At 62.3% G+C, this 20199-nt stretch carries 17 protein-coding genes; 3 read left to right on the top strand and 14 right to left on the bottom strand.

What is annotated here, in order from left to right; translation table 11 throughout:
- The first annotated feature begins 217 nt into the window (after positions 1 to 217).
- Positions 218 to 1705, top strand: coding sequence for an aldehyde dehydrogenase family protein (locus FPT12_RS24885; RefSeq protein WP_145021356.1), 1488 nt, complete (start codon positions 218 to 220; stop codon positions 1703 to 1705).
- A 59-nt stretch (positions 1706 to 1764) separates the two neighbouring features.
- Here the strand turns inward: FPT12_RS24885 and FPT12_RS24880 are convergent, their stop codons facing one another.
- From FPT12_RS24880 to FPT12_RS24815, 13 genes are all read right to left on the bottom strand, one after another.
- Positions 1765 to 2844 carry a tartrate dehydrogenase gene (locus tag FPT12_RS24880; protein WP_145021353.1) on the bottom strand — a complete coding sequence of 360 codons (1080 nt, stop codon included), beginning with the start codon at positions 2842 to 2844 and terminating at the stop codon, positions 1765 to 1767.
- A gap of 26 nt (positions 2845 to 2870) precedes the next feature.
- The gene (locus tag FPT12_RS24875; protein WP_145021350.1) at positions 2871 to 4328 is read right to left on the bottom strand and encodes an NAD-dependent succinate-semialdehyde dehydrogenase; all 1458 of its coding nucleotides are present in this window, start codon (positions 4326 to 4328) and stop codon (positions 2871 to 2873) included.
- Positions 4329 to 4584: 256 nt separating this feature from the next.
- Complete coding sequence (gene argE, locus FPT12_RS24870) at positions 4585 to 5742, bottom strand: acetylornithine deacetylase (RefSeq protein ID WP_145021347.1); 1158 nt, start codon at positions 5740 to 5742, stop codon at positions 4585 to 4587.
- Entirely contained in the window at positions 5739 to 6893 is a 1155-nt protein-coding gene (locus FPT12_RS24865) for an FAD-binding oxidoreductase (RefSeq protein ID WP_145021344.1), read from the bottom strand. The genes argE and FPT12_RS24865 overlap by 4 nt, the downstream gene beginning before the upstream one ends.
- Complete coding sequence (locus FPT12_RS24860; protein WP_145021341.1) at positions 6890 to 8281, bottom strand: NAD(P)/FAD-dependent oxidoreductase; 1392 nt, start codon at positions 8279 to 8281, stop codon at positions 6890 to 6892. Before FPT12_RS24860 ends, FPT12_RS24865 begins: the two co-directional genes overlap by 4 nt.
- The gene (locus FPT12_RS24855) at positions 8263 to 8571 is read right to left on the bottom strand and encodes a (2Fe-2S)-binding protein (protein WP_145021338.1); all 309 of its coding nucleotides are present in this window, start codon (positions 8569 to 8571) and stop codon (positions 8263 to 8265) included. Before FPT12_RS24855 ends, FPT12_RS24860 begins: the two co-directional genes overlap by 19 nt.
- Complete coding sequence (locus FPT12_RS24850) at positions 8568 to 10409, bottom strand: ABC transporter ATP-binding protein (protein WP_145021335.1); 1842 nt, start codon at positions 10407 to 10409, stop codon at positions 8568 to 8570. The genes FPT12_RS24855 and FPT12_RS24850 overlap by 4 nt, the downstream gene beginning before the upstream one ends.
- Position 10410: 1 nt before the next feature.
- Entirely contained in the window at positions 10411 to 11286 is an 876-nt protein-coding gene (locus FPT12_RS24845; protein ID WP_145021332.1) for an ABC transporter permease, read from the bottom strand.
- Positions 11283 to 12239 carry an ABC transporter permease gene (locus tag FPT12_RS24840; protein WP_145021329.1) on the bottom strand — a complete coding sequence of 319 codons (957 nt, stop codon included), beginning with the start codon at positions 12237 to 12239 and terminating at the stop codon, positions 11283 to 11285. Before FPT12_RS24840 ends, FPT12_RS24845 begins: the two co-directional genes overlap by 4 nt.
- A gap of 48 nt (positions 12240 to 12287) precedes the next feature.
- Entirely contained in the window at positions 12288 to 13925 is a 1638-nt protein-coding gene (locus FPT12_RS24835) for an ABC transporter substrate-binding protein (protein ID WP_145021326.1), read from the bottom strand.
- A gap of 92 nt (positions 13926 to 14017) precedes the next feature.
- Positions 14018 to 15292, bottom strand: a complete 1275-nt coding sequence (locus FPT12_RS24830; protein WP_145021323.1) for an FAD-binding oxidoreductase — start codon at positions 15290 to 15292, stop codon at positions 14018 to 14020.
- Positions 15293 to 15332: 40 nt separating this feature from the next.
- Positions 15333 to 16001, bottom strand: coding sequence for a haloacid dehalogenase type II (locus FPT12_RS24825; protein WP_145021320.1), 669 nt, complete (start codon positions 15999 to 16001; stop codon positions 15333 to 15335).
- Positions 16002 to 16477: 476 nt separating this feature from the next.
- Positions 16478 to 17950, bottom strand: a complete 1473-nt coding sequence (locus FPT12_RS24815) for an aldehyde dehydrogenase (RefSeq protein WP_145021316.1) — start codon at positions 17948 to 17950, stop codon at positions 16478 to 16480.
- 242 nt (positions 17951 to 18192) lie between these two features.
- Between FPT12_RS24815 and FPT12_RS24810 the strand changes: the two genes are divergently transcribed.
- Positions 18193 to 19050, top strand: a complete 858-nt coding sequence (locus FPT12_RS24810; RefSeq protein WP_145021313.1) for a GNAT family N-acetyltransferase — start codon at positions 18193 to 18195, stop codon at positions 19048 to 19050.
- Positions 19051 to 19119: 69 nt separating this feature from the next.
- Positions 19120 to 19833, top strand: coding sequence for a cupin domain-containing protein (locus FPT12_RS24805; RefSeq protein WP_145021310.1), 714 nt, complete (start codon positions 19120 to 19122; stop codon positions 19831 to 19833).
- 91 nt (positions 19834 to 19924) lie between these two features.
- Here the strand turns inward: FPT12_RS24805 and FPT12_RS28130 are convergent, their stop codons facing one another.
- Positions 19925 to 20053 (bottom strand): hypothetical protein, encoded by a 129-nt coding sequence (locus FPT12_RS28130; protein ID WP_256676854.1) that lies wholly within the window; start codon positions 20051 to 20053, stop codon positions 19925 to 19927.
- Positions 20054 to 20199 lie beyond the last annotated feature (146 nt).

Here is a 20199-nt window from a genome sequence, read left to right as displayed (position 1 = left end):
CGGCTCAGTTGCATGGACGCAACGTTAGCCTGGCAGATACAGCAGATTGTCCCTCGCCGACTTGAATAACGGCATCTTTTGCCGGGGTCATTTTGTTAGCGTATTGCGGTAACAGGGCATAGGGATGTATGGGTCGCCACGGCGATGCTCTGGTGACTCGCTCCCTCCCCGGCCCTTCTGTTCGCGGTGTCTATTACCGCTCCAAGGAGCTCGTTGGATGACAACACAATCTTCGAATAGCTACAGCGTTGATCCGCAAACGTCTCACAAGTTTTATATCAACGGCCGTTGGTCTTCCCCCGCCATCCCGGCCAGTTTGCCGGTGGTCAATCCGGCAAGTGAAGCCGTTGTTGCGCAGGTCGCGCGCGGGTCTGCCGAGGATGTCGATCGGGCAGTCGCTGCGGCGCGTGCAGCGTTTGCGAGCTGGTCTGCGTCCTCGGCAGAGTCGCGCGCGCTTGTCCTTGGAAAGATCTACGATCTCATCCTTGAGCGAAAAGAGGTGCTCGCGCAGGCACTCTCTCTCGAAATGGGGGCAGCGATCAGTTTCGCTCGGGCAATGCAAGTGCCTCTCGCGGCCGAACACGTTCGGGTCGCACGCGATCTCCTCTCCAGCTATCGCTTCCAAACAGTTGAAGGCTGCACCGCGATTGAACGCGAAGCAATAGGTGTCTGCGCGCTCATCACGCCGTGGAACTGGCCGCTGTATCAAATCACCGCGAAAGTTGCCCCGGCTATTGCTGCCGGGTGCACGGTGGTTTTGAAACCCAGCGAACTGTCGCCTCTAAGCGCCCTTCTTTTTGCACAACTGGTCCATGACGCAGGCCTCCCGCCTGGCGTCTTCAACCTGGTGAACGGAAGTGGTCCTGAGGTCGGCGCCGCCATGGCGGCGCATCCCGATATCGATATGATCTCAATTACCGGCTCAAACCGCGCAGGCGCGCTGGTCGCACAGGCAGCCGCGCATACGGTGAAGCGCGTCACGCAAGAGCTGGGAGGCAAGTCCCCGAATCTTCTGCTTCCCGACGCCGACTTCGCCAAAGCCGTCCCGCTGGGAGTGATGTCTGCGTTTCGCAACGTCGGACAATCCTGCAGCGCCCCGACACGAATGATCGTTCCAAAGGACCGGCTGGCCGAGGTCGAATCCCTGGCTGCCGCAACTGCCAATGCGATTATCGTGGGTGACCCGCAATCGGAAGATACGGTACTGGGCCCCATTGCCAACGAGGCCCAGTTCAATCGCGTGCAAGCCATGATCAACGCTGGCCTTAGTGAGGGCGCCAAACTCATTTGCGGAGGACCAGGACGTGTGCCGGGCTTTGAAAAGGGCTTTTACACCCGCCCCACTATTTTCTCCGAGGTAGATTCCACTATGCGGATCGCCCAAGAGGAAATTTTCGGTCCCGTGTTGTGCATCATTGCGTATGAGACGGTCGATGAGGCAGTCGCTATCGCAAACGACACGGTATATGGGCTGGGCGCCCATGTTCAGGCTCAGGACCTTGATCTTGCACGTGCCGTTGCCTCTCGTATTCGCGCGGGACAAGTGCATCTGAACTACCCCGCCTGGAATCCAATGGCTCCGTTTGGCGGTTATAAGCGCTCGGGTAATGGTCGGGAATACGGTGTCTACGGCTTTGAAGAGTACCTGGAAACCAAAGCAATCATCGGATTTGGCGCAGCACCCGATCTCCCTTCGCGCACATAAAACACGCTTCATCGGACCAATAGGGCAACTGCTCGCAGCCGCCCTATTGTTACCTCAGTTCAAAGCGCAGCGACGATTGCCCTGCCGACATCCTGAGTCGAGCCCTTCCCGCCCAGATCCGGCGTGATCGGCCCCTCGGCAATCACCCGCTCGATCGCCTGCAAAATCCCGTCATGCGCCGCGCGATAACGCTCATCACCGTTACCGAGGAAATCCAGCATCAACGCCCCGGACCAGATCATCGCAATCGGGTTGGCGATATTTTGCCCGTAGATATCCGGGGCCGAGCCATGCACCGGTTCGAACAGCGACGGAAAACGCCGCTCCGGGTCGAGATTCGCCGACGGCGCAATGCCGATGGTTCCGGCGCAGGCCGGACCGAGGTCGGAGAGAATGTCGCCGAACAGGTTCGACGCCACCACCACATCAAAGCGGTCCGGTTGCAGCACGAAACGCGCACACAGGATGTCGATGTGCTGTTTGTCCCAGCTGATGTCCGGGTACTGCGCGGCCATCAATGCCGTGCGCTCGTCCCAGTACGGCATGCTGATGGAAATCCCGTTGGACTTGGTCGCTGCCGTCAGGCGTTTGCGCGGCCGGGTCTGGGCCAGCTCGAAGGCGAACTTGAGAATCCGGTCGACGCCGCGCCGGGTGAACACTGACTCTTGCAATACGAACTCGTGCTCGGTGCCTTCGAACATCTTGCCGCCGACCGAGGAATATTCGCCCTCGGTGTTCTCGCGAATCACCACGAAATCGATGTCCCCCGGCTTACGCCCGGCCAACGGACACGGCACGCCGGGGAACAACCGCACCGGGCGGATGTTCACGTACTGGTCGAAGTCGCGACGAAACTTCAGCAGCGAACCCCACAGGGAAATGTGATCCGGCACCTTGTCCGGCCAGCCCACGGCGCCGAAATAGATCGCGTCAAAGCCCTTGAGCTGTTCGAACCAGTTGTCGGGCATCATCTGCCCGTGCTCCAGGTAGTAATCACAGTGCGCCCAATCGAGCACCTCGATGCTCAAATCCAGCTGCCATTTCTTCGCGGCCTGCTCCAGGACTCGCAGCCCTTCGGGCAGGACTTCCTTGCCGATGCCATCGCCGGCAATCGCGGCGATTCTGAATGTCTTGCTCATCAATCGTGGCTCCCCGTGTCTGTGAATTACAGCCCGCCAATGTGGAAGGCTTTGACTTCAAGGTATTCATCCAGGCCGTACTTGCTGCCTTCACGGCCAAGACCCGACTGCTTGATACCGCCGAACGGGGCGACTTCCATGGAAATGATCCCGGTGTTGAGGCCAACCATGCCGAACTCCAGCGCTTCGCCGAAACGCCACGAACGGCGCAGGTCCTGAGTGAAATAGTAGGCGCCCAGGCCATAAGGCGTGGCATTGGCCAGCGCGAGTGCTTCGGCCTCCTCGGTAAAGCGCATCAACGGCGCCACCGGGCCGAAGGTTTCTTCGTTGGCCAGCAGCATGCCAGCGTGGGTATCGCCGAGCACCGTTGGCTGGACAAATTGACTGTCGCCCTCGGGAACACCGCCGCAGAGCAAACGCGCGCCCTGGCTCAGGGCATCGTCGATATGCCGGGCGACTTTGCTCACCGCCGCCGAATTGATCAGCGGGCCGATGGTGACGTCAGCGTCGAGGCCGTTGCCGACCTTGAGCTTGCCCACCTCCGCCACCAGACACTGGGCGAAGCGTTCGTAGATGCCGTCCTGCACCAGGATGCGGTTGGCGCAGACGCAGGTCTGACCGGCGTTGCGAAACTTGCTGAGCATGATGCCCGCCACTGCCTGCTCAAGATCAGCATCGTCGAACACAATGAACGGCGCATTGCCGCCCAGCTCCAGACTAAGACGCTTGATGTGTTCAGCACTCTGGCGCATCAGCAGCCGACCCACCGCCGTCGAGCCGGTAAAGGAAATCTTGCGTACGGTCGGGTTGCTGGTCAGCTCTTCGCCGATGCCGGCAGGCATTCCGGTCAGCACGTTGAACACCCCGGCCGGAATCCCGACCCGTTCGGCCAGCACCGCCAGGGCCAGCGCCGACAACGGCGTCAGGTCCGAGGGTTTGACGATGATCGGGCAGCCTGCCGCCAAGGCTGGCGCGCACTTGCGAGTGATCATCGCGTTGGGGAAGTTCCACGGGGTGATCGCCGCGCAGACGCCCACCGGTTGCTTGAGGGTCAGCAGTCGGCGGTCGCCGCTGGGGGCCGGCATGGTTTCGCCGTAAACCCGTCGAGCTTCTTCGGCGAACCATTTGACGAAACCGGCGCCGTAGCGAATTTCGCCTTTGGCTTCGTTGAGTGGTTTGCCCTGCTCGCAGGTCATGATCAGCGCCAGGTCGTCGAGGTTGTCGATCATCGCCTGATACCAGCGCTCCAGCAGCGCCGCCCGCTCGGCTGCCGGGCGGGCGCGCCAGGCCGGCCAGGCTTTTTCAGCGGCGTCGATGGCGCGACGGGTTTCCGGTCCTTGCATCGCCGGTACACGGGCGAGCAACTGGCCGTTGGCCGGGTCGATGACGTCCAGCGTCGCGGCGTTGTCGGCGCCGATCCACTGCCCGTCGATGTAGGCGAGTTCTGCCAAAAGGCTGGGGTCTTTCAAACGATTCTTGAGCATGGTCGAGTCCTGATCCGAGACACTTGCCAGTCTAGGGAGGTGCCTCGGAAGAGGATGCTGAAAGCGCCTTGAGGGCAGCGTCGGATGCTGAAAATCGCGGTGGGACGGCAGGCTCTACCGAGGTGATTCATGGCCTTTCAGACAAACACAAAACCCTGTGGGAGCGAGCCTGCTCGCGATAGCAGTGGGTCAGGCAATATTGATGTTGAGAGATAAGCCGCCATCGCGAGCAGGCTCGCTCCCACATTTGATCCTTTTACAATTTCAAAGAACCGGTTAGGCCTTCAAGAAACCGCTCCCCGGCCTCCATCTGGCTGATCTCGATAAACTCGTCCGGCTTGTGCGCCTGTTCGATCGAGCCCGGTCCGCAGACCACCACCGGCACATCCAGGCGCTGCTTGAATAACCCGCCTTCGGTGCCGAACGAGACTTTGGCGGTACCGGTATCCGGTGCGGCGAAGTTCTTCAGAAAGCGCACCGCCTCGACGCTCGGATGGGTATCGAGCCCCGGATAGACGTTGAGGGTTTCAATCTCGATGTCCGCCACGCTGGACAGCTTTTTGGCCTCGCGCACGATCACTTCCGCACGCTCTTGCATCTGCGCCAGGAACTGATCCAGATTATCTGCCGGCAAATTGCGCACTTCGAAATCCAGGGTGCACAGGTTCGGCACGATGTTCAGCGCCTTGCCGCCGACAATCTGCCCGACATGCACCGTGCTGTAAGGCACGTCGTAGTCCGTATCCTGCGCGCCCTGCTCTTGCAATTGCTGTTGGCTTTGACGCAGTGCCGCGATGAAATCGCAGGCCACGTGAATCGCATTGACGGAACGCGGTGCCAGCGAGGAATGCGCTTCCAGGCCACGACAGTAAGTGCGGTAAGAGCCCTTGCCCTTGTGCCCAAGCACAAATTGCATGTTGGTCGGTTCGCCAATCAGGCACAGGAATGGCCGCACCGGCGCAAGGTGCAACACGTCGAGCAAACGCCGCACACCGACGCAACCGATCTCTTCGTCATGGGACAGGGCCAGTTGCAGCGGTCGGCTCAACGAATGGTCGGCGGCATCGAGCATGGCGTCGATGGCCAACGCGATAAACCCCTTCATGTCGCAGCTGCCGCGACCGTAAATCCGCCCCTCCTGCACCGTCGCCTGAAACGCCGGGAAGGTCCAGGCCTGACCCGCTGCCGGGACCACGTCGGTGTGCCCGGACAGCAGAATCCCCGGTAACGCTTCTGGGCCAGTGCTGGCGAACAGGTTGGCCTTTTTGCAGGTGGAGTCCTTGACGATCAGCGACTTGATGCCCTTGCTCAGCAGCAGGTCGCGCACGTACTCGATCAAGGCCATATTCGACTCCGAAGACACGGTATCGAAGGCCATCAGGCGTTTGAGAATTTCCAGTACACGGGGTTTCATGACGCCTTGCTCCGTTGCTCGGATAAAGTGGCGAACCGGCGGATGGAGAACGGCTCAATCGACGTGCGGGTGCCGCCGGTGCTGATCAGTTCGGCCATGACGTCGCCGACGCCCGGGCCAAGCTGAAAGCCGTGACCGCAGAAGCCGAACGCGTAGAACAGCCCGTCTACCGTACCGCTGGGGCCCATCACCGGCAGGGAATCGGGCAGGTAACCTTCGATGCCGCTCCAGACGCGGATGATGTTCAGGTTGCCGACACCCGGCAGCAGGCGACGCATCTGCTGGATCTGGTTGAGGATGCTGCGCGGCTCGACCTGAGCCCGACGGGTGAGCATGTCCGGCTTGCTGCGATAGCCACCGCCGATGACGATGTTGCCGCGCGGAATCTGCCGGAAATAAATCACTTCCTCGGGAATCTTGGTGTACACGCCGATCACCGTCGGCAAGGCGTAGGGCACCGGCTCGGTCACGGCCATTTGCGGGCCGTGAGTGTCCAGTGGCACCGGTTCGCCGAACTGCGCCGAAAGCTTCTGGCCCCAGGCACCGGCGGTAATCAGCAACTGTTCGGCGCTGAACTGGCGTCCATCGGTGGTGGTGACGGTGAACTCGCCGCCAACCTTTTGCACGTCGGCGACTTCGGTCTGCTCTTCGATCCGTGCGCCAAGGCGCCGTGCCGCCCGGGCAAACGCCGGCGCTGCCAGACGCGGGTTGGCGTGCCCGTCGTGGGGCGCGTAGGAACCGCCCTTCACATCCGCCCCAAGAAACGGAAAACGCCGGTGCAGCTCAGCGCCGCGAAAGATTTGCAAGTCCAGTTGCGCAGCCTCGGGGGCGGCAGCGTAGGCCTCAAGTTCAGCGATTTCGTCTTCGCGATAACACACCCGCATGTGCCCGCTGGCGATGAATTCGAGGTCGTCGTCGATCAGCTCCGGCAGGCGTTTCCACAACGCCCAGGAACGGTTGGCCAACTCCAGCTGACCGAGGAATCGCCCCTGGCGCCGGACGTTGCCGAAGTTCACCCCGCTGGCGTACTGACCGATCTGGTCGCGCTCCAGCAAGATCACCGACTGCCCGCGCTGGCGCAGGAAAAACGCCGCCGCCGAACCCATCAGACCGCCCCCGACAATCACCACATCGGCTTTCTGTACCGTCATGGCGACACCTCCTCGGTGAGCATTGAAAGCGGTTTGACCGGCGCCTGACCACGCTGGCGGCCGACCTGTTGCACGTTGACGCCCGCCGCAGCGGCAATCACCTCGGCCCCGGCCTGAGAGCAATAACGGCCCTGGCACCGACCCATGCCGACCCGGCTGAACGCCTTGGCCCGGTTGACCTCACAAGCACCTTTCTCCCGGACCACGGCCCGCAACTCGCCGGCGCTGATCATCTCGCAGCGGCAGACAATGGCGGCGTCCGGCAAGGCTTTGGCTTGCGCCGCCGGCCAGGGAAATGCCTCGGCCAAACCGAGACGAAACCGGTCCATCACCGCTAGCGCGTGGCGTTGTTCGTCGCGCAATCCGGCGTCCACCGGCTGGTGCAGATCCTCCAATAGCGCCATGGCCACCAGGCGCCCGGCGTGTTCGGCGGCATCCGCCCCACGAATTTTCGAGCCATCGCCTGCGGCATACACGCCATTCACCGACGTCCGGCCTTCTTCGTCGGTGGCCAGCCACCATTGGCTGGACGCCTCATCGAAGCGCAAACGGCAACCGGCCAGATCCGCCAGTTGGGTTTCCGGGCGCAAGTGATAACCCAGCGCAACCGCGTCACACTCCACATTCAACGTCTCGCCACGCGCCATCAGCACCCGCACACCGCTGACCCCACTGGCCGCGTCGCCCAGCACTTGCAGTGGCTTGATTCCCAAGTGCACCGGGATCTTCGCCCGGTACAGCTGCGCCAACAGTTTCATCCCGCTGAACAGCACTCCGGGGCGCGCCAGCAGTTTCGGCAAGGCGCCGATGCGCTTGCTCAGCGGCGACGTGTCGAGCACCGCCGCCACGTTGGCACCGGCCTTGAGGTATTGACTGGCGACCAGGTACAGCAACGGCCCGCTGCCCATGAACACCACGCGATGACCAATGGACACCGCCTGGGATTTGAGCGCGATCTGCGCCCCGCCGAGGCTGTAGGTGCCCGCCAACTGCCAGCCTTCGATCGGCATCAAGCGGTCGGTGGCGCCGGTACAGAGGATCAGTGCGTCGTACTCCACGGTCGAGTGTTTGCCCTGGCTGACGCAACACAGTTGCCCCGGTGTGAGGTTCCACACCAGCGTGTCCGGGCGGTAGTCGATCAACCCGCGCAGGCGGTCGAAGCTTTGATGCAAGTCTTTGGCCTTGGCGGCCTCGGTGCCGTACAGCGTGGCATAATCGCGGGTAAAGCCCTCCGGTTGGCGGCGGTAGATCTGCCCGCCATCCCGGCGATTTTCATCGATCAGGATCGGCTTGCAACCCGCTGCCAGCAAGGTTTCGGCGCAGCGAATACCGGCCGGCCCGGCGCCAACGATAACGACCCGATGAGTGCTCAGCCGTGCAGTGGCCATATCGCCTCCGGTTGTGTAGTGACGATATCCAGCCCTTCACGGACTTCGTTGGAACAGGCGCGCAGACGTTCGCCAGTGCGGGTCCAGACCCAGCAATCCTGACAGGCGCCCATCAGGCAAAAACCGACGCGGCGGCCCGAATCGAACTCCGACTGGCGCAACGCCGAGCCCTGGGTCAGCAACGCGACCATCAGCGTGTCGCCCTGCAACGCCTCGATGGGTGCGCCGTCCACCTTCAATTTGACAGTCGGCCGGCCCTGCTCGGCCAGCCTCACAAAACGCCCCTTCATGCATAGACCCCCTGAATCATGCTGTTCAAATCCTGCTGGGTTTTCAGCAACTCGGCACTGTCGTGGTGGCAGAGGATTTCACTGCCGCCGACAAGCGTCCGGCGGTTCGGCGCAGTGCGATTGCACAGACCGTCGACCCGCACCGGGCAACGATTGAGGAACGTGCACAACTCCGGCACGTTGGCCTTCGCACCGATCGGCGGCAACGTGCCGCAGGTGGTGCCGCAGTTCTCCAGCCAGCCCTGACGCAATTCCGGTACCGAATGAATCAACAGGTCGGTGTAAGGATGGAAAGGCGCCTGGGCAAACGACTGCCGACTGCCCTCCTGAACCTTGTAGCCGCTGTACATCACCACGATGTCGTCACACAGCGCCCGCACGGTGGAGATGTCGTGGCTGATGAACAGATAGGACACCCCCAGCTCCTGACGCAGGTCGCGCAGCAGTTCAAGAATCGCCGCGCCGACCACCGTATCCAGCGCCGAGGTCACCTCGTCGCACAGAATCAGGTCCGGCTTGGCCGCCAGCGCCCGGGCCAGGTTGACCCGTTGCTTTTGCCCGCCAGAGAGTTCATTCGGCCGACGCTCGGCCAGGTTCCGAGGCAAGCGCACCAGGTCCAGCAATTCGCCGATACGCTCGCGCAAGGCGGCGCCCTTGAGGCCGAAATACATCTTCAGCGGTCGACTCAGAATGGTGCTGATGCTGTGCATCGGGTTGAGCGCAGTGTCGGCATTCTGGAACACCATCTGAATGCGCCGGAACTGTTCATCGGTGCGCTCGGAGAGACTGCCGCCCAATGGCTGACCATCAAAGGTCAGGCCACCCAATGCCGGCGTCAGCAACCCGGCTACCACCCGCGCCAGGGTCGACTTGCCGGAACCCGACTCACCGATCACGCCGATGGCCTGCCCTCTGCGCACCGTCAGGTCGATGTCTTCCAGCACGCGAATCGACGGCATGCCTTGGGTATTCTTGTTGCCGTAGCCAGCGGTCAAACCTTTGATGGTCAGCAGCGGCTGATCTTCGGCCACACTACAGGGTGGGCGGATTGTCGTATCCGGCCGTGCTGCCGCCAACAGGCTGCGGGTGTACTCATGGGCCGGGCCTTTGAGCAACGGCGCGGTGGCGCTCTGTTCGAAGATCTGGCCGCCGTTGAGCACCACAATCTGGTCGGCCATCTGCGCCACCACCGCCAGGTCGTGGGATACGTAAACCGCCGTCGCCCCACGTTCGCGCACCACCCGTTTGAAGGCGCGCAACACGTCAATCTGAGTGGTCACGTCCAGCGCGGTGGTCGGCTCGTCGAGCACCACCAGCAGCGGATCGCTGATCAGCGCCATCGCCGCCATCACTCGTTGCAGTTGTCCGCCAGACACTTGGTGCGGGTAGCGCTGACCGATGTGTTCGGGGTCCGGCAGGGCCAGGTCGCGGAACAGTTCGATGGCTTTGGCTTCGAGCACGGTCCGGCTGCCCAGGCCATGAATCAACGCGCCTTCCACCACTTGGTCGATGAGCTTTTTCGCCGGGTTGAACGCCGCCGCAGCGCTTTGCGCGATATACGACACACGATTCCCGCGCAGGCCTTGCAGTTCGCGTTCGCTCAACGCCAGCATGTCGTGCTCGCCGACTTGCACCACCCCGCCGGCCAACCGGCAACCGCGTCGGGCGTAACCGAGCAGTGCCAGGGCGATGGTGGTCTTGCCGGAGCCCGACTCACCAATCAGCGCCAGCACTTCGCCTTTTTCCAGAGAGAAGCTCACACCCTTGACGATTTCTACTTCGCCGCGCTCGCCGCAGGCAACCACGCGCAGGTCCTCGACTCGAATCAATTCACTCATATCAATGGCCTCCCGAACGTCGACCACGCCGGGACGAAAGTCTGTCGATGAACAGATTCACCCCAATGGTCAGGGTGCCGATGGCCAGGGCCGGAATCACGATGGCCGGCGCGCCCTGATTCAGACCACCGATGTTTTCCCGCACCAGGGATCCCAGGTCTGCATCCGGCGGTTGCACACCCAGTCCCAGGAAGCTCATGCCACTGAGCAACAGCACGATGTAACCGAAACGCAGGCCCAGATCGGTCAACACCGGGTTGAGCATGTTCGGCAGGATTTCCATGCAAGCGACGTACAAACGGCGTTCGCCACGGGTACGCGCCACTTGCACATACTCCAGCGCTTCGATGTTCACTGCCATGCTGCGGGCAACGCGGAAGGCGCCCGGGGTGTAACTCAGCACCGCCGTGCAGATCAGCAAGGTGACTGACGAGCCGAAAGCCGAAACCATGATCAACGCCAGCATCTTGCTCGGAATCGAGATGAACGCGTCCATCAAGCGGCTGATGATTTCATCCAGCCATTTCGGCGAAACCACCGACAACAGTGCGCAACTGGTGCCCAGACCGCTGGCCAGCACGGCGGCAACCAACGCCAGGCCGACCGTGAAACGGGCACCGACGAGGATTCGGCTGAGCATGTCGCGGCCCAGGTAATCGGTGCCAAAGGGGTACGCGGCACTCAGGCTGTCGAAGACATTGTCGGAGACCACTTCACCGACCGGGTGCGGTGCCAGCCACGGGCCGAAGACCGCCACCAGCAACCAGATAAAACACATCGCAGCCCCGACCAGACCCAGCCAGGACGGCCCGTTTGACACCTTGCCAACCGACAGGTCGGGGGTCACAGGCATCGATTTCACAATGAGCTTGTTCATTGGTTTCTCAGCCTTGGATTGGAAAGAATCGCGCACAGGTCGGCAATCAGCACCAACCCCAGGTACGCCGTACAAAACAGCATGGTGCAGGCCTGGACCAGCGCCATGTCACGGTTGGTCACCGCATCGACCATCAGGCTGGCGATGCCGGGGTAGTTGAAGATCGTCTCGACGATCACCACCCCGCCCAGCAGGTAGGACAGACTCAAGGCGATGGCATTGGCAATCGGCCCGATGGCATTGGGCAAGGCATGGCGCAGGACGATCCGCACCGGGCTCACGCCTTTGAGCCGGGCCATTTCCACATAAGGACTGTCGAGCTGATCGATCACCGCCGCCCGGGTCATGCGCGCCATTTGCGCGACGATCACACAGCAGAGCGTCATCACCGGCAAGGCGTAGGTGCGCAGAAATTGCAGCGGTGAAGTGATGTCGCTGGCATAGGACAGCGCCGACAACCAGCCCAGGTTCACCGCGAAAATCAGCACCGCCAGGGTCGCCACCAGAAACTCCGGTACGGCGACCATCGCCAGGGTGACAAAGCTGAGGAAGCTGTCGATGCGCCCGCCCCGGCCCATGGCCGAACCGATCCCCAGAATCAGCGCCACCGGCACTGACACCAGCGCCGTAGCGGCCGCCAGCATCAAGGTGTTGGGCACTCGACCGGCCATCAGGTCGCTGACCGGCATGGCGTTGGAGACCGACAGGCCCATGTCGCCGCTGAGCAGGCTCGTCAACCAGTGCAGGTAACGCAACACACCGGGCTGATCCAGCCCCAGTTTCAGCCGCAGTGCCGCCACCTGTTCCGGCGTGGCGAACTGCCCGAGGGCCTGTTGTGCCGCGTCCCCCGGCAGTACCGCCGTGATGGCGAAAACCACCATGGAGACGATCAACAAGGTCACGATCGCGGCGCCCATACGCCGGCCGATCAACCACAGTGTGTTGCTATTCATCGCCCTGTTCTCCTGCAATGTTGCTACGGCACAAACCTCATCGGCGCATCAAGCATCCAGCCAGACCTGCTCGGCGAACATGTAGCCCATGAAGCCGCCCAACGGGTTGCTGCCGTAGCCTTTGACGCGCTGGTCGACAGCATCGATGTTGCTGATGAACACCGGGATGCCGATACCGCAGTGGTCATGCGCCAGGGTCTGCATGTCCGCATACATCTTGCTGCGCTTGGCGTCGTCGGTTTCAGCCCGGGCGAGCATCAGCAACTGGTCGAACTGGTCGTTCTTCCAGCCGGATTCGTTCCACGGCGCACTCGACTGGAAGAACTGCGAAAACATCACGTCGGCGTTCGGCCGCGGGTTGATGTTGCCGAAGCTCAGCGGATGCTTCATCCAGTGATTGGACCAGTAGCCATCGCTGGGCAGGCGGTTGACGTCGAGCTTGAGCCCGGCCTGTTTCGCCGACTGCTGCAGCAGCACGGCGATGTCCACCGAACCGGTCGCGGCAGGTGACGCCACCAGCGGCATGCTGAGGCTGTCCATGCCGGCTTTCTTCAGCAGGAACCTGGCTTTTTCCGGGTCGTAGACGGTCTGCGGCAGGTCAGCGTTGTAGTAGCGCGAGCCGGGGGCAATCGGATGGTCGTTACCGACCACCGCAAAGCCACGGAACACCGCGGATTTGATTTGCTCGCGGTCCATCAGGTGCTTCATGGCCTGGGTGAATTCGGCGCTTTTGCCGGGCATCTGATCCTGACGGATGATCAAGTCCGTGTAGTTGCCCGACGGCGCATCGACGACGCGGTGACCGGCGCTGGCCTTGATTCGCGTGGTGGAGCGCGGGTTGACCTCGTTGATCATGTGCACGTCGCCTGACAACAGCGCGTTGACCCGCGATGGCTCGTCGGCAATGGCGATGAACTCGATCTCGTCCAGGTAAGGCAGGCCCGGTTTCCAGTAGCCGGTATTGCGCGCAGCAATCGAACGCACGCCCGGTTTGAATTCCTTGACCTTGAACGGCCCGGTACCGATGCCCTGATTGAAGTCGGTGGTGCCTTCGGGAACGATCAGCAGGTGCGACACCGCGAGGATCGACGGCAGTTCGGCGTTCGGCGCACTCAGGCGGATCTGCACTTCATTGGGGCCGGTGGCCTTGATTTCGGCGAACTGCTCCATCAGCGGCATGACCTTGGAGCCGGTCAGCGGATCCTTGTGCCGCGACAGCGAGAACACCACGTCGGCGGCGCTCAGGGTTTTGCCGTTGTGGAAGGTCACGTCCTTGCGCAAGGTAATGGTCCACAGCGTGGCATCGGTGTTGTCGATGCGCTCGGCCAGTTCCAGTTGCGGCACCAGATGGCTGTCGAAACGGGTCAGGCCGTTGTAGAACATATAGTGGCGCACGTAGTCGGTGGACAGCGCACCTTTGGCCGGGTCCAGGGTGTCGGCGGTGGAGCTGGACATGCCGGCGACGCGAATCCGCCCGCCCGGTTTGCCTTTGCCAGGGCTCGCAGCTTCGTCGGCAAACAGTTTGCCGGCGGCGCCGAACAGGCTGCCGGCGCCCGCTGCAGCCACCCCGGCGACACCAAGCAATTGCAACGCGTTACGGCGCGACATGCCGCGATTGAGGCCTTCGAATACCCGCAGGCTTTCCTGGCCGGAGATCAGGTTGGAGTCGATCTTGTCATCATTCATTTAAGCTGTACCTGTCAATAAAGAGAAGGCTCATGCTCGCGGTTGTCCGGAGCGTCTTGAAACACAAACGACGGTAAAGCCACAACTTCAACTCAATGCAAATAGTCCTGGAACCGGTAATAAGCGCCCACCAACGGCAGGAACCACGGTTTGCCGAAATGCCCGGGAATCGCCGGCCAGTCGAGTTCGCGCCAGGGGTTGGCCTCGACCTTGCCGGCCATCACCTCGGCCATCACTTGGCCCATGTGCACCGACATCTGCACCCCGTGGCCGCTGTAGCCCATGGAGTGATAAACCCCACCGTGCTGGCCGGCACGGGGCAACCGGTCGGAGGTCATGTCCACCAGCCCGCCCCAGCAGTAATCGATCTTCACGTTGGCCAACTGCGGGAACATCTGCACCATCGCCGCCCGCAGCACTTTGCCGCTCTTGGCGTCGGAGACGCTGTCGGACATGGCAAACCGCGCACGGCCGCCAAACAACAGGCGGTTGTCCGGGGTCAGGCGAAAGTAGTTACCAATCATGCGGCTGGTGACATAAGCTCGCCGACCGGGCAACAACTGGTCGATCAGGCTTTGGGGAAGGACCTCGGTGGCGATCACGAAACTGCCCACCGGCACGATCCGCCGCCGGTACCAGCCCAACCCGCCGTGCTGACAGGCGCCGGTCGCCAGCAGCACTTGCCCGGCGTGCAGCGAACCCTTGGCGGTGTTGACCTGATAGCCGCCAGCCTGGGCTTTCCAGTCCGTCACCGGCGTGTCTTGATAGATCAACGCACCGTGCCGTGCCGCCGCCTCGGCCAGACCGACGCCGAAGCGCCCGACATGCATCTGCACTCCGTTGCGCTGCAGCAATCCTCCGTGGAACTGGGCCGAGTCGACTTCAGCGCGGATCTGTTCGGCGGTCAGCAACTCGACCTCGGCATCGACCTCCCGGCGAATCAATTCGCAGGTCCGCGCCAGGCCCTCGTAGTGCATCGGCTTGGCGGCCAGCTTGAGCTTGCCGTTACGCTTGAGGTCGCAGGCAATCTGCTCCTGCTCCACCAGCGAAACCACGCTGTGCACGGCGCTCTCGTAAGCCTTGTAATAGGCCCGCGCCTTGTCGGCACCGAGGCTGGCGCTCAGGCCGGCGTAATCCTGGGCCACGCCGGTATTGCACTGACCGCCGTTGCGACCCGAGGCTTCGCCGATCACCCCGCCGGCTTCCAGCACCACCACACTGGCGCCCTTCAAGGCCAGCGCCCGAGCCGCCGCCAGGCCGGTGAAACCACCCCCGACAATGGCCACGTCGACCTGCCCGGGCAATGCGCCAGGCTGAGCACCGGTGAACGCCGGTGCAGTGTCGAGCCAGTAGGATTCACTGCCCATGTCTATCCCCTTGTGCTGCCGCGAAGAGTGCCGTTACGACTCAGAGACCAACCAGCGCCGCCAGCCCACCGATGTCGGTGATCTGCCGGTACTCGTAGAAAGCGTTGGCCGGGACTTCGTGACCACGGGCGACGAAGGCCTTGTTCTTGATCTTCATGTCGTGGGCCGGCATCAGGTCGTAACGGAAGCTCGACGACACATGCAAGATGTCTTCCGGGCCGCAATTGAGGTTGTCGAGCATGTACTCGAACGCGGCCAGGCGCGGTTTGTAGGCTTGTGCCTGCTCTGCGGTAAAAACCTTGTGAAACGGTGCGCCAAGCTTATCGACGTTGGACATGATCTGACTGTTGCTGGCGTTGGAGAAAATCACCAGCGGGATTTTGTCGGCGATTTTCGACAGGCCGGCCGGTACGTCCGGGTGCGGGCCCCAGGTCGGTACGGCGTCGTAATACAGCTGACCTTCGTCACGGTATTCAATGCACCAACGTTTGCAGGTCCGCGCCAGCGCGGTCTTGAGGATTTCGTCATACGGCATCCAGTCACCCATGACCTGGTCCAGGCGATAGGCCGAGAAGTCCTTGACGAACTGCTCCATCTGCTCGGGCACCACGCGATCGGCGAACAGTTCGCGAGTCATCGTACCCATGTGGAAATTGGTCAGCGTACCGTAGCAGTCGAACGTAATGAATTTGGGGCGAAGAAAGCTCATTGAGTGCGGTCCTGAAGTTCGTTGAGGTCATGGCGTGACAAGCATTCGCTCCGTTCCGGGAGCCGTGATGCAACGCTGCAGCACACTGTCATTACACCACCGTGAAATCAGCAGATGGCGTTAAAAGCGACCTCTGCTCGATACAAACCACCGTTTTAGCGCCCCCCCTCAGCAGACTTTGCGGGTCGCGCCAGCCTTGGGCAAACCCCGTATTCATGCGCCCTTATGGACCTTTATAACGCCGCAAGGCTCACGCGCAAACGGATTCACCGCAGAACCTGCGCCGGACAGAACGAAAACGGGCGCGTCCCTGAGGAAGCGCCCGTTTGGATGCGGATTAAAGCGTGTTGAAGATCCGGAGGTTATCGAGAACCTGTGGGAGCGAGCCTGCTCGCGATAGCGGTCTGACAGGCGACATTGATGTTGAGTGGACTGGCCTCATCGCGAGCAAGCTCGCTCCCACAGGGGTTCGCGCGTTACTGCACGATATCGATCAGCACACTCTTGAAGCGCAAATTGGCTTCGAACGCTTCGCGCCCCAGGTCCTTGCCGATGCCGGAGCGCTTGTAGCCACCGGTCGGCAGGATGTAGTCGTTACTGCGTCCGTAACGATTGACCCACACGGTCCCCGCTTCCAGGCGCCGAACCAGGCGTAACGCGCGGTTGATGTCGGCTGTATGCACACCCGCCGCCAGACCGTAAGTCGCATGCGCCGCCAGGCTCAGCGCCTGTTCTTCATCATCGAACGCCTGCACCGTCAGCACCGGGCCGAAGATTTCTTCGCAGATCGCCGGGTTCTGGTGGTCCAGACCGGTCAGCAAGGTCGGCTGGTAATAGGCGCCACCGAGACCTTCGAACAGCCCGCCACCGGTCAGCACTTCGGCGCCGGCCTGACGCGAGCGCTGGACGATGCCATCGATGCGGCTGGCCTGCAGCCGGGAAATGATCGGCGACAGCGTGCTCTCGGACGACCAGGTCGGGCCGGGGCGCAGTTCCTCGAAATACGCCTGCAAGTGCGCGATAAACGGTTCCATGATCGAGCGCTGGATCAACAGCCGAGACCCGGACACGCACACCTGCCCGGCATTACCGGTGATGGCCATGGCCACCGTACGGGCGGTTTTGGCGATATCCGGCACATCGGCGAAGACCAGCTGCGGGCTCTTGCCGCCGAGTTCCAGGGTGACCGGTTTCGGACCGACCAGCGCACAGGTGGACATGATGCTCGAACCGGTCGCGGTGGAACCGGTAAAGGTCACCTTGCCCACCCGCGGATGACGGCACAAGGCATCGCCCGTAACGCGGCCATCGCCCTGGATCACGTTGAAGATCCCCGCCGGCATACCCGCCTGCAACGCCAGCTCGGCAAAGCGCAGACTGGAGAACGGCGTCAGCTCTGAAGGCTTGAGCACCACGGCATTGCCTGCGGCCAGTGCCGGCGCGACTTTCCAGGAAGCCATGCTCAGCGGGAAATTCCACGGCGCGATGGCGGCGATCACACCGTAGGGTTCGGCGATCTGCATGCCCAGTCGATCGGTCTGGGTGGCGGCCACATGACCGCCGTGCTTGTCCGCCAGTTCGGCAAAGAAACGAATGCCCTCGGCAACGTAGGGAATATCCCAGGCAATCACATCTTTATGGGGACGGGTCGAGCCCACCGCTTCCAACGGCGCCAGGACGGCGGCGTCAGCTTCGATCAGATCGGCCCAGCGGCGCATGACCCGCGCCCGCTCCCGAGGTGGGCGGCTGGCCCAATCGCTGCGATTAAACGCCTGCCAGGCATCGTTGACCGCTTCATCCACCAGGTCGGCATCGGCGACCGGCAACTGGGCATAGACCTGGCCATCCGACGGCCGCACCACCTCAAGTCCCGGTTGAGCATCGCGGTATTGGCCGGCAATGAAATGAGCGCTGCGCACAGCGATAAGGCGAGGATCGAAGCTATCCATGGAGCACTCCAGAAAAGGGACGGCGAGTCGTGAACTCAGGCCTCCATCGTAGAAAAAACGCCCAAGCATTTGCTGCCGACCTTGCCGTGCAAATAAGTAGTAAGTGTGGTCTTGTGGCTTCGGGCGTGCGGAATCTGCCGAATGTTCCAGCCCCTCTTGTCAGGCCTTCACGCAGATGGGATACAGGCACCATCGCGCCGCACAGCCGGTTGATCGCGCACACAGTCCAAAGGAGACTCGCCATGTCCGCCCCGCATTCTTCTGCTTATGTCTATCGCCCGATGACGACCGCCGACCTGCCCTCGGCCCATGCCTTGTCCGTGCAATTGCAGTGGCCCCATCGCCTGGACGACTGGGCCATGGTATTGCGCATCAGCGACGGCATTGTGGCTCTCGATGGCGAGCGTCTGATCGGCACGGCGTTCGCCTGCCCCCAAGGCGACTTCGCCACCATCGGCCTGGTGATCGTCAGCGACGACTATCAAGGCAAGGGCATCGGCCGCAAGCTGATGGAACAGGCACTTGATGCGTGCCAGTCACGCACCCCGGTACTCAACGCGACCCTTGCCGGTGCACCGCTTTACGCGAGTCAGGGCTTTGTCGAGTTCGGGCGGATTCAGCAACACCAGGGCCCGGCGCAAGCCGTTGCACCTGTGCCGCTGGCCGACGGTGAAACCTGTCGCCCGCTGCGTGATGCCGATAAGGCCCGCGTGCTGGAACTGGCCAATGCCGGCACCGGGCTGGACCGGCAAACGGTGTTCAACGAGCTGTTCGATGTGGTCGAGCATTCGGCTGTCATCGAGCGCGCTGGCCAGGTGCGCGCCTTCGCCCTGCTGCGCCCTTATGGCCGTGGTCGCGGCCTTGGCCCGGTGGTCGCCGAAAACATCGAACAGGCCAAACACCTGATCGCCGTATTGCTGGCCCACGTACCGGATGCCTTCGTGCGCATCGACATTCCGGCGGACAGTGGCTTGAGCGAATGGCTGGACTCGGTCGGCCTCAAGCAGGTCGATACCGTGGCGCAAATGGCACGGGGCACACCGCCACAAGCGGTCAACGGCGTCCGACAGTTCGCACTCGTCACCCAAGCCATTGGCTGATATCCGCGCGCAAAGCAGCCGCCGCTACCCAACACCCTCCACACCCCATTTGCATGGAGCGTCACCCACATGCCTCAACCTACCGTTCTGCTGTTGGCTCGCGCCGACGGCAGCCGTGTCGCCGGGTCTTTCAACGCAACGTCCTTGAGCGCTGCCGATCCCTTCAAGGAACATCGTCAGGTCGCCTACACCGGGCCCGATGGCATCTGCGCCGGGACCGTGAACACAAACGAATCGCTCGAAATCGATGATTTCCCACACACCGAAGTGATCGTGGTCCACGCCGGCCACGTCGTGTTGAAATCCCATGGCCAGACACTGGAACTGGGGATCGGTGCCAGCGCGGTGATCGGTCGTGGGACCACGCTGCGAATCGAGGCGCAAGCCAATACGTGCTGGGCATTCTGTGCCGTGATCAACCCCAGCGCTGAACCGACACCAGGGCTGACAGCGCTGGACCGGTTGGCGCTGCTCTCCCCTTCGGCCGCGCCGGAACCGCAAATACTGATCGGCCCCACCCCGCAATGCCGCTCACGCAATGCCTTCGAAGACAGCACCACCGACCTGCGCGTCGGCGTCTGGGATTCGACACCCTACGAGCGCCATGGCCGGCCGCATAAACTCAACGAGCTGATGCACCTGATCGAAGGCAGCGTCACCCTGCGGGCCGCCGATGGTACGAGCCTGACGGTCAACACCGGCGACACCGTGTTCGTACCGCAAGGCGCACCGTGCGCCTGGCAAAGCACCCGGTATGTCCGCAAGTTTTACGCCGTAAAATAAGCACCGCGGCGCAACGCCGGCAACCGCGCCGACCGGCCGCGAGCCAACGCCGACCGGTCGACGGGGCAAGCCGCCTCGCTACAACGTGGTACTAAGGCGCCTCCGGCTGATCGTAATGATCCAGCGCCCACTCGGCAGCGTCGTGAAGTTTTTTGGAGTTGGTGAAGGCGTAAGGGGAAGCGCTTGGGGTTTCAGGGGGATTGGGGGTGACTTTGTGCATGGTGACGCCCCTAGAGATATGGAGCTGCCACCGTCCGCGGTCAAACGAATTAAGGTGGCAACTGTACGCGGGTTGACCGACCGGGACTCTAGATCGGCATAGGGGACGGCCTTGCCGTTCCCCTGCCACACCACCCGGCATGCGGG

Source organism: Pseudomonas sp. H3(2019), assembly GCF_007713465.1.
GTDB lineage: Bacteria > Pseudomonadota > Gammaproteobacteria > Pseudomonadales > Pseudomonadaceae > Aquipseudomonas.
Note: the sequence above shows the minus strand (reverse complement) of the source record. Positions and strands in the feature narration are given on the sequence as shown.

Bases quoted from the DNA above. Each gene is read 5' to 3' on its own strand.
- FPT12_RS24885 (WP_145021356.1), top strand. From the start codon at position 218: ATGACAACACAATCTTCGAATAGCTACAGCGTTGATCCGCAAACGTCT.
- FPT12_RS24880 (WP_145021353.1), bottom strand. From the start codon at position 2,844: ATGAGCAAGACATTCAGAATCGCCGCGATTGCCGGCGATGGCATCGGC.
- FPT12_RS24875 (WP_145021350.1), bottom strand. From the start codon at position 4,328: ATGCTCAAGAATCGTTTGAAAGACCCCAGCCTTTTGGCAGAACTCGCC.
- argE (WP_145021347.1), bottom strand. From the start codon at position 5,742: ATGAAACCCCGTGTACTGGAAATTCTCAAACGCCTGATGGCCTTCGAT.
- FPT12_RS24865 (WP_145021344.1), bottom strand. From the start codon at position 6,893: ATGACGGTACAGAAAGCCGATGTGGTGATTGTCGGGGGCGGTCTGATG.
- FPT12_RS24860 (WP_145021341.1), bottom strand. From the start codon at position 8,281: ATGGCCACTGCACGGCTGAGCACTCATCGGGTCGTTATCGTTGGCGCC.
- FPT12_RS24855 (WP_145021338.1), bottom strand. From the start codon at position 8,571: ATGAAGGGGCGTTTTGTGAGGCTGGCCGAGCAGGGCCGGCCGACTGTC.
- FPT12_RS24850 (WP_145021335.1), bottom strand. From the start codon at position 10,409: ATGAGTGAATTGATTCGAGTCGAGGACCTGCGCGTGGTTGCCTGCGGC.
- FPT12_RS24845 (WP_145021332.1), bottom strand. From the start codon at position 11,286: ATGAACAAGCTCATTGTGAAATCGATGCCTGTGACCCCCGACCTGTCG.
- FPT12_RS24840 (WP_145021329.1), bottom strand. From the start codon at position 12,239: ATGAATAGCAACACACTGTGGTTGATCGGCCGGCGTATGGGCGCCGCG.
- FPT12_RS24835 (WP_145021326.1), bottom strand. From the start codon at position 13,925: ATGAATGATGACAAGATCGACTCCAACCTGATCTCCGGCCAGGAAAGC.
- FPT12_RS24830 (WP_145021323.1), bottom strand. From the start codon at position 15,292: ATGGGCAGTGAATCCTACTGGCTCGACACTGCACCGGCGTTCACCGGT.
- FPT12_RS24825 (WP_145021320.1), bottom strand. From the start codon at position 16,001: ATGAGCTTTCTTCGCCCCAAATTCATTACGTTCGACTGCTACGGTACG.
- FPT12_RS24815 (WP_145021316.1), bottom strand. From the start codon at position 17,950: ATGGATAGCTTCGATCCTCGCCTTATCGCTGTGCGCAGCGCTCATTTC.
- FPT12_RS24810 (WP_145021313.1), top strand. From the start codon at position 18,193: ATGTCCGCCCCGCATTCTTCTGCTTATGTCTATCGCCCGATGACGACC.
- FPT12_RS24805 (WP_145021310.1), top strand. From the start codon at position 19,120: ATGCCTCAACCTACCGTTCTGCTGTTGGCTCGCGCCGACGGCAGCCGT.
- FPT12_RS28130 (WP_256676854.1), bottom strand. From the start codon at position 20,053: ATGCACAAAGTCACCCCCAATCCCCCTGAAACCCCAAGCGCTTCCCCT.